At 67.7% G+C, this 14285-nt stretch carries 15 protein-coding genes; 11 read left to right on the top strand and 4 right to left on the bottom strand.

What is annotated here, in order from left to right:
- Positions 1–21: 21 nt before the first annotated feature.
- The 4 genes from QFZ83_RS15280 to QFZ83_RS15265 all read left to right on the top strand — a co-directional run bounded on the left by QFZ83_RS15280 (position 22) and on the right by QFZ83_RS15265 (position 2655).
- Entirely contained in the window at positions 22–759 is a 738-nt protein-coding gene (locus tag QFZ83_RS15280) for an SDR family oxidoreductase (protein ID WP_306876879.1), read from the top strand.
- Positions 760–898: 139 nt separating this feature from the next.
- The gene (locus QFZ83_RS15275; RefSeq protein WP_306876877.1) at positions 899–1267 is read left to right on the top strand and encodes an antibiotic biosynthesis monooxygenase; all 369 of its coding nucleotides are present in this window, start codon (positions 899–901) and stop codon (positions 1265–1267) included.
- 54 nt (positions 1268–1321) lie between these two features.
- Positions 1322–1645 carry a hypothetical protein gene (locus QFZ83_RS15270; RefSeq protein WP_307507824.1) on the top strand — a complete coding sequence of 108 codons (324 nt, stop codon included), beginning with the start codon at positions 1322–1324 and terminating at the stop codon, positions 1643–1645.
- Between the two features lie 77 nt (positions 1646–1722).
- Positions 1723–2655, top strand: a complete 933-nt coding sequence (locus QFZ83_RS15265; RefSeq protein WP_307507821.1) for a LysR family transcriptional regulator — start codon at positions 1723–1725, stop codon at positions 2653–2655.
- Here the strand turns inward: QFZ83_RS15265 and QFZ83_RS15260 are convergent.
- Complete coding sequence (locus QFZ83_RS15260; protein ID WP_307507818.1) at positions 2618–3520, bottom strand: LysR family transcriptional regulator; 903 nt, start codon at positions 3518–3520, stop codon at positions 2618–2620. The genes QFZ83_RS15265 and QFZ83_RS15260 overlap by 38 nt on opposite strands.
- A gap of 335 nt (positions 3521–3855) precedes the next feature.
- Here QFZ83_RS15260 and QFZ83_RS15255 point away from each other — a divergent pair, with 335 nt between their 5' ends.
- From QFZ83_RS15255 to paoC, 5 genes are all read left to right on the top strand, one after another.
- Entirely contained in the window at positions 3856–4335 is a 480-nt protein-coding gene (locus QFZ83_RS15255) for a cupin domain-containing protein (protein WP_307507815.1), read from the top strand.
- A 91-nt stretch (positions 4336–4426) separates the two neighbouring features.
- Positions 4427–5089 carry a carboxymuconolactone decarboxylase family protein gene (locus QFZ83_RS15250; RefSeq protein WP_307507811.1) on the top strand — a complete coding sequence of 221 codons (663 nt, stop codon included), beginning with the start codon at positions 4427–4429 and terminating at the stop codon, positions 5087–5089.
- A 22-nt stretch (positions 5090–5111) separates the two neighbouring features.
- A complete protein-coding gene (paoA, locus tag QFZ83_RS15245) occupies positions 5112–5759 on the top strand; it encodes an aldehyde dehydrogenase iron-sulfur subunit PaoA (RefSeq protein WP_307507808.1) in 648 nt (215 codons plus the stop codon).
- On the top strand, positions 5756–6706 hold the full coding sequence (locus QFZ83_RS15240; protein WP_307507805.1) for a xanthine dehydrogenase family protein subunit M: 951 nt from the start codon (positions 5756–5758) through the stop codon (positions 6704–6706). Before paoA ends, QFZ83_RS15240 begins: the two co-directional genes overlap by 4 nt.
- Before the next feature lie 4 nt (positions 6707–6710).
- Complete coding sequence (gene paoC / locus QFZ83_RS15235; protein WP_307507803.1) at positions 6711–8921, top strand: aldehyde oxidoreductase molybdenum-binding subunit PaoC; 2211 nt, start codon at positions 6711–6713, stop codon at positions 8919–8921.
- A 33-nt stretch (positions 8922–8954) separates the two neighbouring features.
- Here paoC and QFZ83_RS15230 read toward each other — a convergent pair whose 3' ends face one another.
- The 3 genes from QFZ83_RS15230 to QFZ83_RS15220 all read right to left on the bottom strand — a co-directional run bounded on the left by QFZ83_RS15230 (position 8955) and on the right by QFZ83_RS15220 (position 11627).
- A complete protein-coding gene (locus QFZ83_RS15230) occupies positions 8955–9134 on the bottom strand; it encodes a hypothetical protein (RefSeq protein WP_307507800.1) in 180 nt (59 codons plus the stop codon).
- A 94-nt stretch (positions 9135–9228) separates the two neighbouring features.
- Positions 9229–10365, bottom strand: a complete 1137-nt coding sequence (locus tag QFZ83_RS15225) for a sigma-54-dependent Fis family transcriptional regulator (RefSeq protein WP_307507797.1) — start codon at positions 10363–10365, stop codon at positions 9229–9231.
- Positions 10362–11627, bottom strand: coding sequence for an acyl-CoA dehydrogenase family protein (locus tag QFZ83_RS15220; RefSeq protein ID WP_307507794.1), 1266 nt, complete (start codon positions 11625–11627; stop codon positions 10362–10364). The genes QFZ83_RS15225 and QFZ83_RS15220 overlap by 4 nt, the downstream gene beginning before the upstream one ends.
- Before the next feature lie 173 nt (positions 11628–11800).
- On the opposite strand from QFZ83_RS15220, the gene ssuD reads away from it, so the two are divergent.
- Together ssuD and QFZ83_RS15210 are read left to right on the top strand one after the other, a co-directional pair.
- Positions 11801–12964: an FMNH2-dependent alkanesulfonate monooxygenase gene (gene ssuD / locus QFZ83_RS15215; RefSeq protein WP_307507792.1), complete on the top strand. Its 1164-nt coding sequence runs from the start codon at positions 11801–11803 to the stop codon at positions 12962–12964.
- Positions 12961–14151 carry an acyl-CoA dehydrogenase family protein gene (locus QFZ83_RS15210; protein WP_307507787.1) on the top strand — a complete coding sequence of 397 codons (1191 nt, stop codon included), beginning with the start codon at positions 12961–12963 and terminating at the stop codon, positions 14149–14151. The genes ssuD and QFZ83_RS15210 overlap by 4 nt, the downstream gene beginning before the upstream one ends.
- The last annotated feature ends 134 nt before the right edge of the window (positions 14152–14285 follow it).

The raw sequence follows: 14285 nt of genomic DNA, 5'->3' as shown, positions 1-14285 counted from the left end.
GAAAAAGAAAGAACAAGCGCGATGCAAGGAATCGAAAACAAGGTGGTCGTCATCACCGGCGGCAGCAGCGGGCTGGGTGCGGAAACGGCGCGCCATCTCGTGTGGGCCGGTGCCAAGGTGGTCCTGGGTGCGCGGCGGCTCGATCGCCTGCAGGCCCTGGCGGAAGAACTCGGCCTCGGTGCCGAGAGCATCGTGCAGACCGATGTCGTGCATCTCGATCAGGTGCAGGCGCTGGTGGCCCGTGCCATCGAATCCCACGGGCGCATCGACGTGATGCTCAACAACGCCGGGGTGATGCCGCTCTCGCCGCTGGAGATGCTCCGCGTGGACGAGTGGAGCCAGACCATCGACGTGAACATCAAGGGCGTGCTCCATGGCATCGCTGCCGCGCTGCCGCACATGAAGGCGCAAAAGAGCGGGCAGATCATCAACGTCTCGTCGGTGGCCGGCCACATCGTGAGCGCGGGCGGCGCGGTCTACAGCGCGAGCAAGTTCGCGGTGCGGGCCATTTCCGAAGGCGTGCGCAAGGAGCTCAAGCCCTACAACATCCGCTCCACCATCCTCTCGCCCGGCGCGGTGGACACCGATTTGCCCGCCTCCACCAAGGCCGAAGGCATGACGCAGGCAATGCAGGCTTTCTACGCGCGCAACGCGGTTCCCGCGAGCAGCTTTGCCCGCTGCGCGCTCTTCGCGATGAGCCAGCCCGAAGACGTCGACATCAACGAAATCCTCTTTCGTCCAACGCGGCAGGAGTTCTGAACTGGTGCCAGAAACTGGCACGAGTGCATGTCTCAATCAGGATTCCTCATCGGCACCAGGCGTTGGTGTCGAGGGGAGACATGTCGCTCCGCCGACCCGGTGGTCCGACAGAACTGCGATTTTTCAAGGAACCGAAAACATGCCCGATCTCGAGCCGCTCGACCCGTCATTTCCGATAAGCCGCCAGATGGACATCGATGCCGGCCCCATCGTGCTGGTCAATCTCTGCACCATGGCGCTCGAAGACGAAGCGGCGTTCCTGGAGGCGTGGGCCGGAGATGCCGCCTTCATGAAGAGCCAGCCGGGCTTCATCTCGACACAGCTTCATCGCGCACTGGGAGACAGCCCGACGTATCTCAACTACGCCGTCTTCGAATCCGCGGCAGCATGGCGCGCGGCGTTCAAGCATCCAGGATTCAAGGAGAAGGTGAAGGCGCATCCGGCGTCGATGGTCGCGAGGCCGCATCTTTTTCAGAAGGTCGCCGTGCCGAACCTGTGCACCGCGTAACTTGAAACCGATGCCGTTCCAGGCCGACGCGTCCTCCACTTCAAAGAGAAACAGATGATCCATAAAAGATATGCGTTGCTGCTGTCGTTCCCGCTCGTTCTGCTCGTGACGGGTTGCACGAACATCCCCAAGAGCACCATGCCGGAAACGCAGTTTTCCTCGCTCGATTGCCGCGCCATCGCAGACCAGCTGGCGCAGGAGCAGGTGACGCAGGAGCGTTCGGCAGAGGCCAAGAGCAACTCATGGAAGGTCGTCATACCGTTTGCGATCGCCGCTCGCTACATCGATGCATCGAGCCACATGAACGAGTCGGAGCGCAGGTCGAACTTGCTGGCGCAAGCGCAGCAATCCAAGAGCTGCAAGCAGGTTTCAGGCTGACGCGCGCGGCAGCCCATCGCGGATAGTGCAACAGCGGGCCGGTGACAGAATGCCGCATCACCGAACCTGGCGATCAAATGGCGCGTGACTCGATCAGTGACTTGTTGGCTTTCATGGCGGTGGCGCGCGAGCGCAGCTTCACGCGCGCGGCCTCCAAGCTGGGCGTGTCGCAGTCGTCGCTGAGCCACACGATCCGCGCCCTCGAAACCCGCCTGGGCGTGCGCCTGCTGACGCGCACGACGCGCAGCGTGGCGCCCACCGAGGCCGGCGAGCGCCTGCTGCAGACGGTGGCGCCGCGGCTGCAGGACATCGAGTCCGAGGTGGCCGCCGTGAGCGAGCTCGGCGCCAAGTCGGCCGGCACCATCCGCATCACGGCCATCGACCATGTGGTGGACACCCTCTTGTGGCCGCGGCTGCGGCCGCTGATTGCCGAGTACCCCGATCTCAAGATCGAGATCAGCACCGACTACCGCATGGTCGACATCGTGGCCGAGGGCTTCGACATCGGTGTGCGCTGGGGCGATCAGGTCGCCAAGGACATGGTCGCCGTGCGCCTCATGCCCGACCAGCGGATGCTGATCGTCGGCGCGCCCGATTACCTGGCGGCGCACGGCGTGCCGGCCACGCCGCAGGAGCTGCTGGCGCACAACTGCATCACGCTGCGCCTGGCCTCCAGCGGCAGCCTGTACGCGTGGGAGCTGAAAAACGGCGCGCGCGAGTTGCAGGTGAACGTGAGCGGGCAGGCGACCTTCCACAGCGTCTACCAGATGTTGAATGCGGCGCTCAGCGGCTGCGGGCTGGCCTTCGTTCCGCAAGACCTGGTCCAGCCTCACCTGGAAGCAGGGCGCCTGCAGGCCGTGCTGCAGGACTGGGCCCCTGTGTTCCCGGGCCTGCATGCCTACTACCCGAGCCGGCGCCAGTCAACGCGCACGCTGGCGCTGGTCATCGACGCACTGCGCACCCCACCGCAGTTCAACCCGGCGCATCTCCCAGGCGCAGCGCGTCGATGACCATCGCCACCGCCTGCGTCTTCTGGCGCCGGCTCGGGTAATACATGAAGAAGCCGGGCGAGGTCGGAAACCATTCCTCCATCACGCAGCGCAAGCGACCGGCCTGCACATGCGGCCCGGCCAGGTACTCCGGCGAGAACGCGAGGCCGCAGCCGTCCAGCGCCGCCTGCAGGATCTGGTAGGTGCCGTTGAAGGTGAGTTGCCCCTGCACCTGCACGCGCTCGGCTTGCCCCTCGCGCATCAGCGGCCACGCGAAGAGGCCGCCGCGCGTGGCGAGCCTCAGGGTGATGCAGTTGTGCTGCAGAAGGTCTTGCGGCGTGCGCGGTTCAGGGTGGTTTTCGAAGTAGGCGGGCGCACCGACGATCAGGCGCCGGAAGTCCGGCGTGAGGCGCACCGACATCATGTCGCGGTCGATGGCTTCGCCGGTGCGCACGCCGATGTCGTAGCGCTCCTCGACGATGTCGACCATGCGGTAGCTGGTGTCGATCTCCAGCTTGATGTCGGGGTACTGCTGCAGGAGCGGCGCGAGCCGCGGCCAGATGAACAGGTCCGCCACCGTGTCGACCGCGGTGATGCGCACGGTGCCGGCCGGCTTGTCGCGAAATTCGGCGAGGGACTCCAGTTCGGTCTCGATGGCATCGAACTGCGGCGCGACGGTCGCCATCAGCCGCTCGCCGGCTTCGGTCGGCGTCACGCTGCGCGTGGTGCGGGTGAGCAGGCGCACGCCCATGCGGCTTTCCAGTCCGCGCACCTTGTGGCTCAGCGACGAGGGCGACACGCCGAGCCTGGCGGCCGCACGCGTGAAGCTGCGCTCGCGCGCTACCGAGAGAAATGCGAGCAGGTCGTTGAAGTCGTCGCGCGGCATGCGTGTCTCGGGGCGTTGGTTTTCACGGGCCAAGTCTAGGCATGCGCCGGCTCCGCGACCAGACCTCGCGGCCGCATGCATCTATCGCTGCCATTCATCAATCGATCCGCCGGTGCGACGTAGGAGGACGGCGCGGGATTCATGCGGCAGGTCGATAAGTGCATGCGGGCCGGCGTGGCTAGTCATCGCGGGCATGCGCGCCTACGCTTGATCTCAGTCAACAACGACCGTGGGCCATGGCGTTGCGCGATGCGGCCGCCGCCTGCCGGCGCACCCGACCGACGCGCGACTCGACGCCGCTGCAACCCACATCCAGCCAGCAGAAAGGACACCCCATGAAATCACCCTTGTGCTACGCCGCGCTGTGCGCCGCATCGCTCCAGGCCGGCGGCGCCGAACCGCAAATCGCCGCCGCGCAGCAGATCGCCCGCGCGAGGAGCCAGCCTTCGGCGGCCGGTCCCGCCGAGTACTTCACGGGCCACGTCCGGGTCGATCCAGTGTGGCCTGCCAATGCGCAGATCAATGCCTCGGGCGGCATGGTGACCTTCGAGCCCGGCGCGCGTTCGGCCTGGCATACGCATCCCGCGGGCCAGCGGTTGGTGGTGATGTCGGGCGTGGGGCTGACGCAGGAATGGGGCAAGCCGATCCAGGAAATCCGCGCGGGCGACACCGTCTGGTGTCCGCCCGGCGTCAAGCACTGGCACGGCGCGGCACCGACCACCGCGATGAGCCACCTGGCCGTGACCGGCACCGTGGACGGCAAGAACGTCGAGTGGATGGAGAAGGTGGGCGATGAGCAATACCACGCACGTTAGGCGCCGCACCGCGGCAGCCATGGCCGCCATCACGGCCCTCGGGCTGACGGCTTCCGTCGGCCATGCATCCCAGAACCAGGAATCGACCCACATGACAACGACATCCAACGCCGACACCTTGTCGGCCACACAGCAGGCCATCGTGCCGATCGCCGCATTCGCGGCCGCCGGCGACATCGCCAAATTGAACGCCGCACTGAACCAGGGGCTGGACGCCGGCCTCGCCGTCAGCGATGCGAGGGAAGTGCTGGTGCAGCTCTACGCCTACGCCGGTTTTCCGCGCAGCCTCAATGCGCTGGGGGAACTGATGAAAGTCGTGGAGGCACGCAAGCAGCGCGGCGTGAAGGATGCGCCGGGCCGCGCACCCAGCCGCCCGATTCCGAAGGGCGATGCCCTGCTGGCCGCAGGAACCGCCAACCAGACCAAGCTGTCGGGCGCGCCGGTGCAGGGGCCGCTGTTCGACTTCGCGCCCGTGGCGAACGAATACCTCCGCACCCATCTGTTCGGCGACATCTTCGAGCGCGACAACCTCGACTGGCAAAGCCGCGAGGTCGCCACGGTCAGCATGCTGGCCGCGCTCGCGGGCGTCGAGTCGCAACTGCAGGCGCACATCCGCATCAGCATGAACGTCGGCCTGTCGGCGCGGCAGATGCAGCAACTCGGGCAAGTGCTGGCCGATCGCGTGGATGCCGACAGCGCGCGGCGTGCGCGCGAGGCGCTGGCGCGGCATCTGGCAACGCAGCCCGCGGGCTGAAGCGCTTGGAAGGAGTCCATACATGGCCGAACCCCGCGATGTCACCATCAATCGACGCGACCTTTTCCTCATGGGCGTAGGCGCCGGCGTCTCGACGCAGATACCGGCCCAGCCGAGCGCCGCTGCGAGTTCGGCGCCGGCCTCCGCCATGCAGCCAGCCGCGCTGCACAGGGTGCAGATGAACGTGAACCGCGAACTGCGCGACCTTGAGCTGGACCCGCGCACCACCTTACTCGACATGCTGCGCGAGCACCTCGCGCTGAACGGCACGAAGAAGGGCTGCGACCACGGCCAATGCGGCGCCTGCACCGTCATCGTGGACGGCCGCCGTGTGAATTCCTGCCTGACGCTGGCCGTGATGCACGAAGGCGCGAGCGTCACGACGGTGGAGGGGCTCGGCAGGCCGGGGCAGTTGCACCCGATGCAGGCGGCCTTCGTGAAGCACGACGGCTACCAGTGCGGCTATTGCACGCCCGGGCAGATCTGCTCGGCAGTCGCCGTGCTGGACGAGATCAAGCGGGGGGTTCCGAGCCACGCCACGGCCGACCTCGCATCGGTGCCCTTGCTGAGCGCGCAGGAACTGCGCGAGCGCATGAGCGGCAACCTCTGCCGCTGCGGCGCCTACGCCAACATTCTCGAAGCCATCACCGAAGTCGGGGAGGGCGCATGAAGCTCTTCAGCTACCAGCGCGCGAACAGCGTGGTCGAGGCGACCGCACTGGCGGCGCAGCGTCCGGGGACGCGCTTCATTGCCGGCGGCACCAATCTGCTGGACCTGATGAAGCTGCAGATCGAAACGCCTGCGCACCTCGTCGATGTCAATGGCCTCGCGCTGGACAAGATCGAGCCGACGCCCGAAGGCGGCCTGCGCATCGGCGCCCTGGTTCGCAACACCGATCTGGCGGCCGACCTGCGCGTGCGGAAGGACTACGCCGTGCTGTCGCGCGCGCTGCTGGCCGGCGCTTCGGGGCAATTGCGCAACCGCGCCACGACGGCCGGCAACCTGCTGCAGCGAACCCGCTGTCCGTACTTCTATGACACCAACCAGCCCTGCAACAAGCGCACGCCCGGCAGCGGATGCTCGGCCATCGGCGGCGCGAGCCGGTCGCTGGGCCTGCTCGGTGTCAGCGACGCATGCATTGCGACCCATCCGAGCGACATGGCGGTCGCGATGCGGGTGCTCGATGCGGCGGTCGAGACGGTGCGACCGGATGGACGGACCCGCACCATTCCGATCGCCGACTTTCATCGCTTGCCCGGCGTCACGCCGCATGTGGAAACCGTGCTGGAGCCGGCCGAGCTGATCACGGCGGTGACGCTGCCCCGCCCTGTCGGCGGGACGCAGGTCTATCACAAGGTGCGCGACCGGGCCTCCTATGCGTTCGCGCTGGTGTCGGTGGCGGCAATCGTTCATGCGGACGGCACGGGGCGCGTGGCCCTGGGCGGCGTGGCGCCCAGGCCGTGGCGTGTCGAAGCGGCCGATGCCGCATTGCCGCGCGGTGCGCGCGCCGTGTCCGAGCACCTGCTGGCGGACGCCAGGCCGACCGAAGAAAACGCTTTCAAACTGCCGTTGGCCACGCGCGCCATCGCCGCCGTGCTGGCGCAGCCAAGAGGATAGGAACATGCATTTCGACAAGCCTGCGGGCAGCAATCCGATCGACCGGCTCAAGGTCGTGGGCCAACCGGTCAGCCGCATCGACGGACCGCTCAAAACCACCGGCACCGCGACCTACGCCTACGAGAACCGCGACATCGGCGGCAAGCCCGCCTACGGCTTCGTGCTGGGGGCGGCGATTGGCAAGGGGCGTATCTCCAGCATCGACGAATCGCGTGCGCGGGCGGCACCGGGCGTTCTCGCGATCGTGACGGCACGCAATGCCGGCAAGCTCGGCGTCGGCGCGTTCTATGTCGACCGCGCATTGGCGGGGCCGGGCGTGGATCACTACGGGCAGGCTGTGGCCGTGGTCGTTGCCGAGACCTTCGAGCAGGCGCGCGCGGCTGCATCGCTGCTGGACGTGCGCTATGTGCGGGCGCATGGCGCGTTCGATCTCGCTGCGGCCAAGGACATCGCTGTCACACCCAGGGCCGCTGCGTTCGGGCCGCCGCCGCAAAGCGGCATCGGCGACTTTGCGGGCGCCTTTGCCGCCGCCCCCGTCACCCTGGATGAGACCTACACCACGCCCGACCAGTCGCACGCGATGATGGAACCGCACGCCAGCATCGCGGTGTGGCAAGGCGACCGGCTGACCGTGTGGTGTCCGATCCAGCAGCTCAACTGGGGCGCACGCGATCTCGGCCTGATCCTCGGCATTCCGAAGGAAAACATCCGCTTGCTGGCGCCCTACATCGGCGGCGGATTCGGCGGCAAGGGCACCGTGCTGGCCGATACCGTGGCCGCGGCCTTGGCCGCTCGCGCCGTGGGACGGCCGGTGAAGGTCGCGCTGACGCGGCCGCTGATGTTCAACAGCACGACGCACCGGCCCGCCACGATCCAGCGCATTCGCATCGGCGCGGGGCGCGACGGCAAGATCACCGCCATCGGGCACGAGAGCTGGTCGGGCAACCTGCGCGGCGGCCGCACCGAGGCCGCCACGGCCTCCACACGCTGGCTGTACGCGGGCGCGAACCGCATGACGCGGCTGCGCCTTGCCGTGCTCGACCTCGCCGAAGGCAACGCCATGCGCGCGCCCGGGGAGGCGCCCGGCATGATGACGCTGGAGATCGCGATGGACGAGATGGCCGAGAAGCTGGACATCGACCCCGTCGAGTTCCGCATCCTCAACGACACGCAGTTCGCGCCGGAAGAGCCGCAGCGGCCGTTCTCCAAGAGGCAACTGGTCGAATGCCTGCGCGTGGGCGCCGAGCGCTTCGATTGGCGCCAGCGGCAATCGAAAACCGGCGTGGTACGCGACGGACAGTGGCTGGTCGGCATGGGCGCGGCGGCTGCGATCCGCGGTGCGCCGATTGCGAAGTCCGCCGCGCGGGTAAGGCTCGACGGTCAGGGCGTCGTCACCGTGGAGACCGACATGACCGACCTCGGCACGGGCAGCTACACCATCATTGCGCAGACCGCGGCAGAGATGATGGGCGTTCGCCTCGATCAAGTCGTAGTGCGGCTCGGCGACAGCCGCCTGCCGGAGTCTCCCGGCTCCGGCGGCCAGTGGGGCGCTGCGTCTGCGACGTCCGGCGTGTACGCGGCCTGCGTGAAGCTGCGCGAGACGGTGGCGCAGAAACTCGGCTTCGCTGCCACCGGCATCGAGTTCGCCGATGGGCATGTGCAATCCGGCGAGCGCCGCGTGCCGCTCAAGGACGCCGCCGCGCAGGGCGAACTCGTGGCCGAGGACGAGATGACCTACGGCGACCTCTCCAAGCAATACGCCCACCAGACCTTCGGCGCGCATTTCGTGGAACTGGGCGTCCACGCCTTCACCGGCGAGATCCGGCTGCGGCGGATGCTGGCGGTGTGCGCGGCGGGCCGCATCCTGAATCCGAAGCTGGCCCGCAGCCAGGTCATCGGTGCGATGGTGATGGGCGCGGGTGCGGCGTTGATGGAAGAACTGGTGGTGGACCCGCGCGCCGGCTGCTTCATCAACCACGACCTCGCCGCCTACGAGGTGCCCGTGCATGCGGACATTCCGCAGCAGGACGTGATCTTCATCGACGAGGTGGACGACACGATGTCGCCGATGAAGGCCAAGGGCGTCGGCGAACTGGGCCTGTGCGGCGTGGCCGCTGCCATTGCCAACGCGGTCTACAACGCGACGGGAGTGCGCGTGCGCGACTATCCGATCACGCTGGACAAGTTCCTGGACCGGTTGCCGGTTCAGGTCTGAGAGAGCACCGCGCAGGCCGGCCGATGACGGCGGTCAGCCGGGCTCCTCTTCCTCCGTGTCTTGCTCCAGCTTCTGCCGCAGCGACGCCATGATTTTTTGCATCGTCTGGATGTCGTCCACGGCGATCCCGTCCCAGAGGCTGTTGATCCACGGCGCCTGCAAGGCCATGGCATCGGTGTAGACCTGTTTTCCTCTCTCGGTCAGGACGACCAACTGCGCGCCGGTAGTGAGGATTCGCCTCGAACGCGACGAGATTTTTTTTCTCGAGGTCGTTGACAATCCGCTGCACATTCCCGGCCTCCATCTGTTATTTCAAAGCCGTAATCTCTCGACTCTTGATGAGCCTCGAGCGCAGGATGTTCCGGCTGATCCCCAGCAGCCTCGCTGCCTGCACCTGGTTGCGGTGGCAGAACTCGAAGGCGGTGCGCATCACGGTGTCCTCGATCAGTTCGAACATCTGCTCGCGAGGCTCGTTGAACAGCTCGCGCAGCACCGTCTCCAGCGCCTGTTGCGGCGTGGCTTGCGCAGCAGAGGCCTCGCTTTCAGCCGGGCGCCTCTGGATGTTCAGCGAAGACAGGTGCAGGTGCTCCGCGCCCAGCACGTCGTGCTGGCAGATCAGGAGCGCGTGGTGGATCACGTTCTCCAACTCGCGGATGTTGCCGGGCCAGCCGTGCTCCGAGAGCTTCTGCTCGGCGCCCGCATCGAGGCGCACCGCGCCGTACCCCAGCCGCTGGCGGTATTCCTCGATGAAGTGCCGCGCCAGCGGAAGAATGTCGCCGGGGCGCTCGCGCAGCGTGGGCAGCGCGAGGTGCACCACGTGCAGCCGGTAGAACAGGTCTTCGCGGAAGTGGCCGGCGGCCACCGCGTCCTGCAGCCGCACATTGGTCGCGGCCACCACACGCACGTCGATGGGCACGCTCTTGCGCGAACCGAGGCGCACCACCTCGCGCTCCTGCAGCACGCGCAGCAGCTTGACCTGGATCGACAGCGGCAGGTCGCCGATTTCGTCGAGGAACAGCGTGCCGCCGTTGGCCGCCTCGAACCAGCCCGTCTTGGCCGAGAACGCGCCGGTGAAGGCGCCTTTCTCGTGGCCGAAGAGTTCGCTTTCGACCAGGCTTTCGGAGAAGGCGCCGCAGTTCACCGCCACGAAGGGCTTGCCGCTGCGGCGGCTCAGGTCGTGCACATGCCGCGCGATCAATTCCTTGCCGGTGCCGGTCTCTCCGATGATGAGCACGTTGGCATCGCTGGGCGCCACCATGCGGATGCGTTCGAGCAGCGCGGCCGAGCGCGGGTCCTGGAACACCTGCGCGGTGGCGCGGATCGAGGTGGTCAGCTTGCGCGGATTGGGAAAGGTCAGCAGCGTGGGCGCGTCCCAGTCCTCGTCGGCGGCGGAAGAGGCATCGACCGATGGCAGCACATCGAAGGGGCGGGTGTAGGCGGTCATGAGTAGAAGGTCGGTACGGGGTATTGCTGCTTGAGGGCCCATTCGCCGAGCTCGCGCAGCTTGTAGGCCACGGGGTCGTGCAGGGTCTGGGTGCGCAGGTTGCGCCAGTGGCGGTCCAGGCGCAGGCCGCCGTGGGTGGCGCGCGCGCCGGCCACGTCGAACATGCGCGTACAGATGTCCAGGCCCGTGTTCGTGGCCGCGACCTTGGCGGTGGCCACCGCCAGCGCGACGTCGCCGCGCTCGCTCTCGGTCAGCGCGGGGCCGCGCTGCCAGGCCGCGTCGAGCCGGTCGGCCGCGCGGTCGGCCAGCACCCGCACGCTCTCCAGGCCGACCCAGAAATCGCCGTAGTGGCCGAGCACATACGGGTCTTCGTGCATCTGCGCCACGCGTGCCGCATGCCAGGGGCGCGACTCGTGCAGCGTGTAGTGCCTCGCGTCGTGGAAGGCCGCCTCGGCGATGCCCAGGTAGATGTTGGCCAGCACGAGCTGCGACACCAGCGGCCGGAGGCACGCGAAAGGCGTCGACAGCGGCCCCGGGTCGGCCAGCACCTCGTGCTGCTCCACGCGCACCTTCTCGAAGGTCACGCTGCCGCTGTCGGTCTGGCGTTGGCCGATGTTGTTCCAGTCGGGCGCGACGAAGATGCCCGAGCGGCCCGTGGGCACCGCCGCGACGATGAAGGCGCCGCTGCCCGCTTCGCGCGCCGAGGCGATGAGCATCTCGGAATCGAGCGCACCCGAGCAGAAGCTCTTCTGCCCGGTGAACTCGCGCCAGCCTTCGTGCGCACTCGACACCGTGCGGTCGTCCAGCGGGTTGAGCGCATTGCCCCAGAACCAGCGTCGGCGCGCGGTCTGCTCGAACCACGGCTGCCATTGCGCGGGCCGTGCGAACAGCCGCACCGTGGCCAGCATGAGGTGATGAAAACCGAACACATGCGCGATCGAGCTGTCGGCCTCTGCGAGCAGGCGCACGACATCGAGCGTCTCTCGCCAGTCCGCGCCGCCGCCGCCGAACTCGTGCGGAATGCTCAGGGCCAGCAGGCCGCTGTCGCGCAGGACATCGCGCTCGGCCTTCGGCGTGCCGCCGCGCTCGTCGCGCTCCACCGCGGTGGCGGCGAAGCGCTGCATGAGATCGCGCGCGATGTCGCGTGGGGATTCGGCAACCGGAATGGAAAGAACGGAACTCACACACAGGTCCTCGATGATGTGCAGGCAGCACGGTTGCTGCGCCAGCAGCATGTTCGCGGCGAAGAAGAGCGCGACCAACGATGCGATACGTCTATCGATCCTCGTTTTGCTTCCATGGCAGCAGCACGGACGGGTCGATGTGCCGCGTGCAGCAGATGTGGTGTTCGGCTGCTGCTCCAGCAGCAGAAATCGCGTGCGTTGGCGCGCTCCCGCAGGCAGGGCGATTGGCACGCTAACTGCTGAACCGACGCATGCAACTTTTCTGGTTCCTCCCCACGCACGGCGACAGCCGCTATCTCGGCACCTCGCGCGGCGCGCGCACCGTGAGCCATCGCTACCTGCGGCAAGTGGCGCAGGCCGCCGACGAACTGGGCTACGAAGGCGTGCTGATTCCGACGGGACGCTCGTGCGAAGACTCGTGGGTCGTCGCCTCGTCGCTCGCGGCACAGACCGATCGGCTCAAGTTCCTGGTCGCGATACGCCCCGGCATCATTTCGCCGACGGTTTCCGCGCGTCAGGCTGCAACGCTCGATCGCTTCTCAGACGGCCGCCTGCTCATCAACGTCGTGACCGGCGGCGACCCCGACGAGCAGCACGGTGACGGCAGCTTCCTCACGCACGCCGAGCGCTACGAAGTCACCGATGAATTTCTGCGTATCTGGCGCGGCGTGGCGGCGGGCGAGACCGTCAACTTCTCGGGCAAGCACCTGCGCGTGGAGAACGCGAAGACGCTCTATCCACCGGTGCAGAAACCGTATCCACCGCTGTGGTTCGGCGGCTCGTCGGAAGCGGCCATCGAACTCGCGGGCGAGCAGGTCGATGTGTACCTCACCTGGGGCGAGCCGCCGGCGGACGTGGCCGACAAGATCGCCAAGGCCCGTGCCGCAGCGGCCAAGCACGGCCGCACGCTGCGCTTCGGCATCCGCCTGCATGTGATCGTGCGCGAGACCAGCGAAGCGGCCTGGCGCGCCGCCGACGAGCTCATCTCCTATGTGACCGACGACACCATCGCCGCCGCGCAGAAAGCCTTCTCGCGCTTCGATTCGGTGGGCCAGCAGCGCATGGCCGCGTTGCACGGCGGGCGGCGCGACAAGCTCGAGGTGTCGCCGAACCTGTGGGCCGGCGTGGGCCTGGTGCGCGGCGGTGCGGGCACGGCGCTCGTTGGCAGCCCGGAGGAGGTGGCGACGCGCATCAAGGAGTACGCGGCGCTCGGTGTGGAGACCTTCATCTTCTCGGGCTATCCGCATCTCGAAGAGGCGTACCGGGTGGCCGAACTGCTGTTCCCATTGCTGCCGCTGGACCATGTGCGACCGGCGGGGCAGGCGAACATCACCGGGCCCTTCGGCGAGGTCATCGCCAACGACATCGTGCCGCCTTCGTCGCAAACGCCGGTGCGCGAGAAGGCCGCCGCATGAAGCACTTCTCTGCAGAGGCCGGTGATGAAGTCGTGCCCTGGCATGCAACGGTGCAGCGCATCACGCAGGCATTGGCGCAGACCGCCGTAGAGCGCGACCAGCGCGGCGGCACGCCCAAGGCCGAGCGCGACCTGCTGCGGGGCAGCGGCCTGCTCATGCTCAGCGTGCCGACCGAACTCGGCGGCCTCGGCGCGAGCTGGCAGCAGACGCTAGCCGTGGTGCGCGGCTTCGCGCGCGTCGACAGCTCGGTGGCGCACCTGTTCGCCTTTCATCACCTGCTGCTCGCGACCACGCAGCTCTTCGCGCAGCGCGCGCAGTGGCAGCCATGGATCGAGCAGACGCGCGTGCAGCGTTGGTTCTGGGGCAATGCGCTGAATCCGCTGGACAAGTCCACGCGCGCGGAGGCGGTCGATGGCGGGTATGTGTTCTCGGGCCGCAAGAGCTTCTGCTCGGGCGCGAGCGACTCCGACGTGCTGCTCGCCTCGGCCCTCGATGCGAACGACCGGCTGCTGATCGGCGTTGTGCCCACGCAGCGCGCGGGCATCACCGTGCGCGATGACTGGGACAACATGGGGCAGCGCCAGACCGACAGCGGCAGCGTGCTGTTCGACAACGTGCGGGTCGAGACAGGCGAGCTGCTGCTCGATCCCGGCCCGCTCTCGACGCCGTTCGCTTGCCTGCGCCCGCTGCTGGCGCAACTGATCCTCGCGAACATCTATCTGGGCCTCGGCGAAGGCGCGCTCGAAGAGGCGAAAGCTTTCACGTTGCAGCAGGGCCGCCCCTGGCTCTTCTCAACGGCTCCGACCGCGAACGAAGACCCCTATGTGCTCACGCACTACGGCGACTTCTGGCTCGCGCTGCAGGGCGCACGCATGCTGCTCGACCAGGCAGCCGCGGCCTTCGACCAGGCATGGCTGCGCGGCACTTCGCTCGATGAACACGAGCGCGGACAGGTGGCCGTCGCCGTCGCCGCAGCCAAGGTCGCGAGCACGCGCGCGAGCCTCGAGGTGGCGCACCGCATGTTCGAAGTGACGGGCGCGCGCGCCACCACCGCCGCGCTGCGGCTGGACCGCTACTGGCGCAACCTGCGCGTGCACACGCTGCACGATCCGGTCGACTACAAGGTGCGCGAACTCGGCGACTGGGCGCTCAATGCGCGCTTGCCGCAGCCCAGTTTCTATTCCTGAATTTCTTCAGCGTCCGATGCAACGGGCCTGCGACCTCGCGTCGCAGGCCCGTTGTGTTTGTGCGTGCGCTTGGGGGAGGGCCGCGCTGCTGGCTCATCAGCAACCTAGCCGCAGCCTGCTGCCGACCCAGCATG

The sequence above is a fragment of the Variovorax sp. W1I1 genome (assembly GCF_030815625.1).
GTDB lineage: Bacteria > Pseudomonadota > Gammaproteobacteria > Burkholderiales > Burkholderiaceae_C > Variovorax > Variovorax paradoxus_C.
This window is presented reverse-complemented; position numbering and strand designations above follow the sequence as displayed.

What these genes read in the sequence shown, in the direction of transcription:
- QFZ83_RS15280 (WP_306876879.1), top strand. Translation starts at nt 22, where the DNA reads ATGCAAGGAATCGAAAACAAGGTGGTCGTCATCACCGGCGGCAGCAGC.
- QFZ83_RS15275 (WP_306876877.1), top strand. Translation starts at nt 899, where the DNA reads ATGCCCGATCTCGAGCCGCTCGACCCGTCATTTCCGATAAGCCGCCAG.
- QFZ83_RS15270 (WP_307507824.1), top strand. Translation starts at nt 1,322, where the DNA reads ATGATCCATAAAAGATATGCGTTGCTGCTGTCGTTCCCGCTCGTTCTG.
- QFZ83_RS15265 (WP_307507821.1), top strand. Translation starts at nt 1,723, where the DNA reads ATGGCGCGTGACTCGATCAGTGACTTGTTGGCTTTCATGGCGGTGGCG.
- QFZ83_RS15260 (WP_307507818.1), bottom strand. Translation starts at nt 3,520, where the DNA reads ATGCCGCGCGACGACTTCAACGACCTGCTCGCATTTCTCTCGGTAGCG.
- QFZ83_RS15255 (WP_307507815.1), top strand. Translation starts at nt 3,856, where the DNA reads ATGAAATCACCCTTGTGCTACGCCGCGCTGTGCGCCGCATCGCTCCAG.
- QFZ83_RS15250 (WP_307507811.1), top strand. Translation starts at nt 4,427, where the DNA reads ATGACAACGACATCCAACGCCGACACCTTGTCGGCCACACAGCAGGCC.
- paoA (WP_307507808.1), top strand. Translation starts at nt 5,112, where the DNA reads ATGGCCGAACCCCGCGATGTCACCATCAATCGACGCGACCTTTTCCTC.
- QFZ83_RS15240 (WP_307507805.1), top strand. Translation starts at nt 5,756, where the DNA reads ATGAAGCTCTTCAGCTACCAGCGCGCGAACAGCGTGGTCGAGGCGACC.
- paoC (WP_307507803.1), top strand. Translation starts at nt 6,711, where the DNA reads ATGCATTTCGACAAGCCTGCGGGCAGCAATCCGATCGACCGGCTCAAG.
- QFZ83_RS15225 (WP_307507797.1), bottom strand. Translation starts at nt 10,365, where the DNA reads ATGACCGCCTACACCCGCCCCTTCGATGTGCTGCCATCGGTCGATGCC.
- ssuD (WP_307507792.1), top strand. Translation starts at nt 11,801, where the DNA reads ATGCAACTTTTCTGGTTCCTCCCCACGCACGGCGACAGCCGCTATCTC.
- QFZ83_RS15210 (WP_307507787.1), top strand. Translation starts at nt 12,961, where the DNA reads ATGAAGCACTTCTCTGCAGAGGCCGGTGATGAAGTCGTGCCCTGGCAT.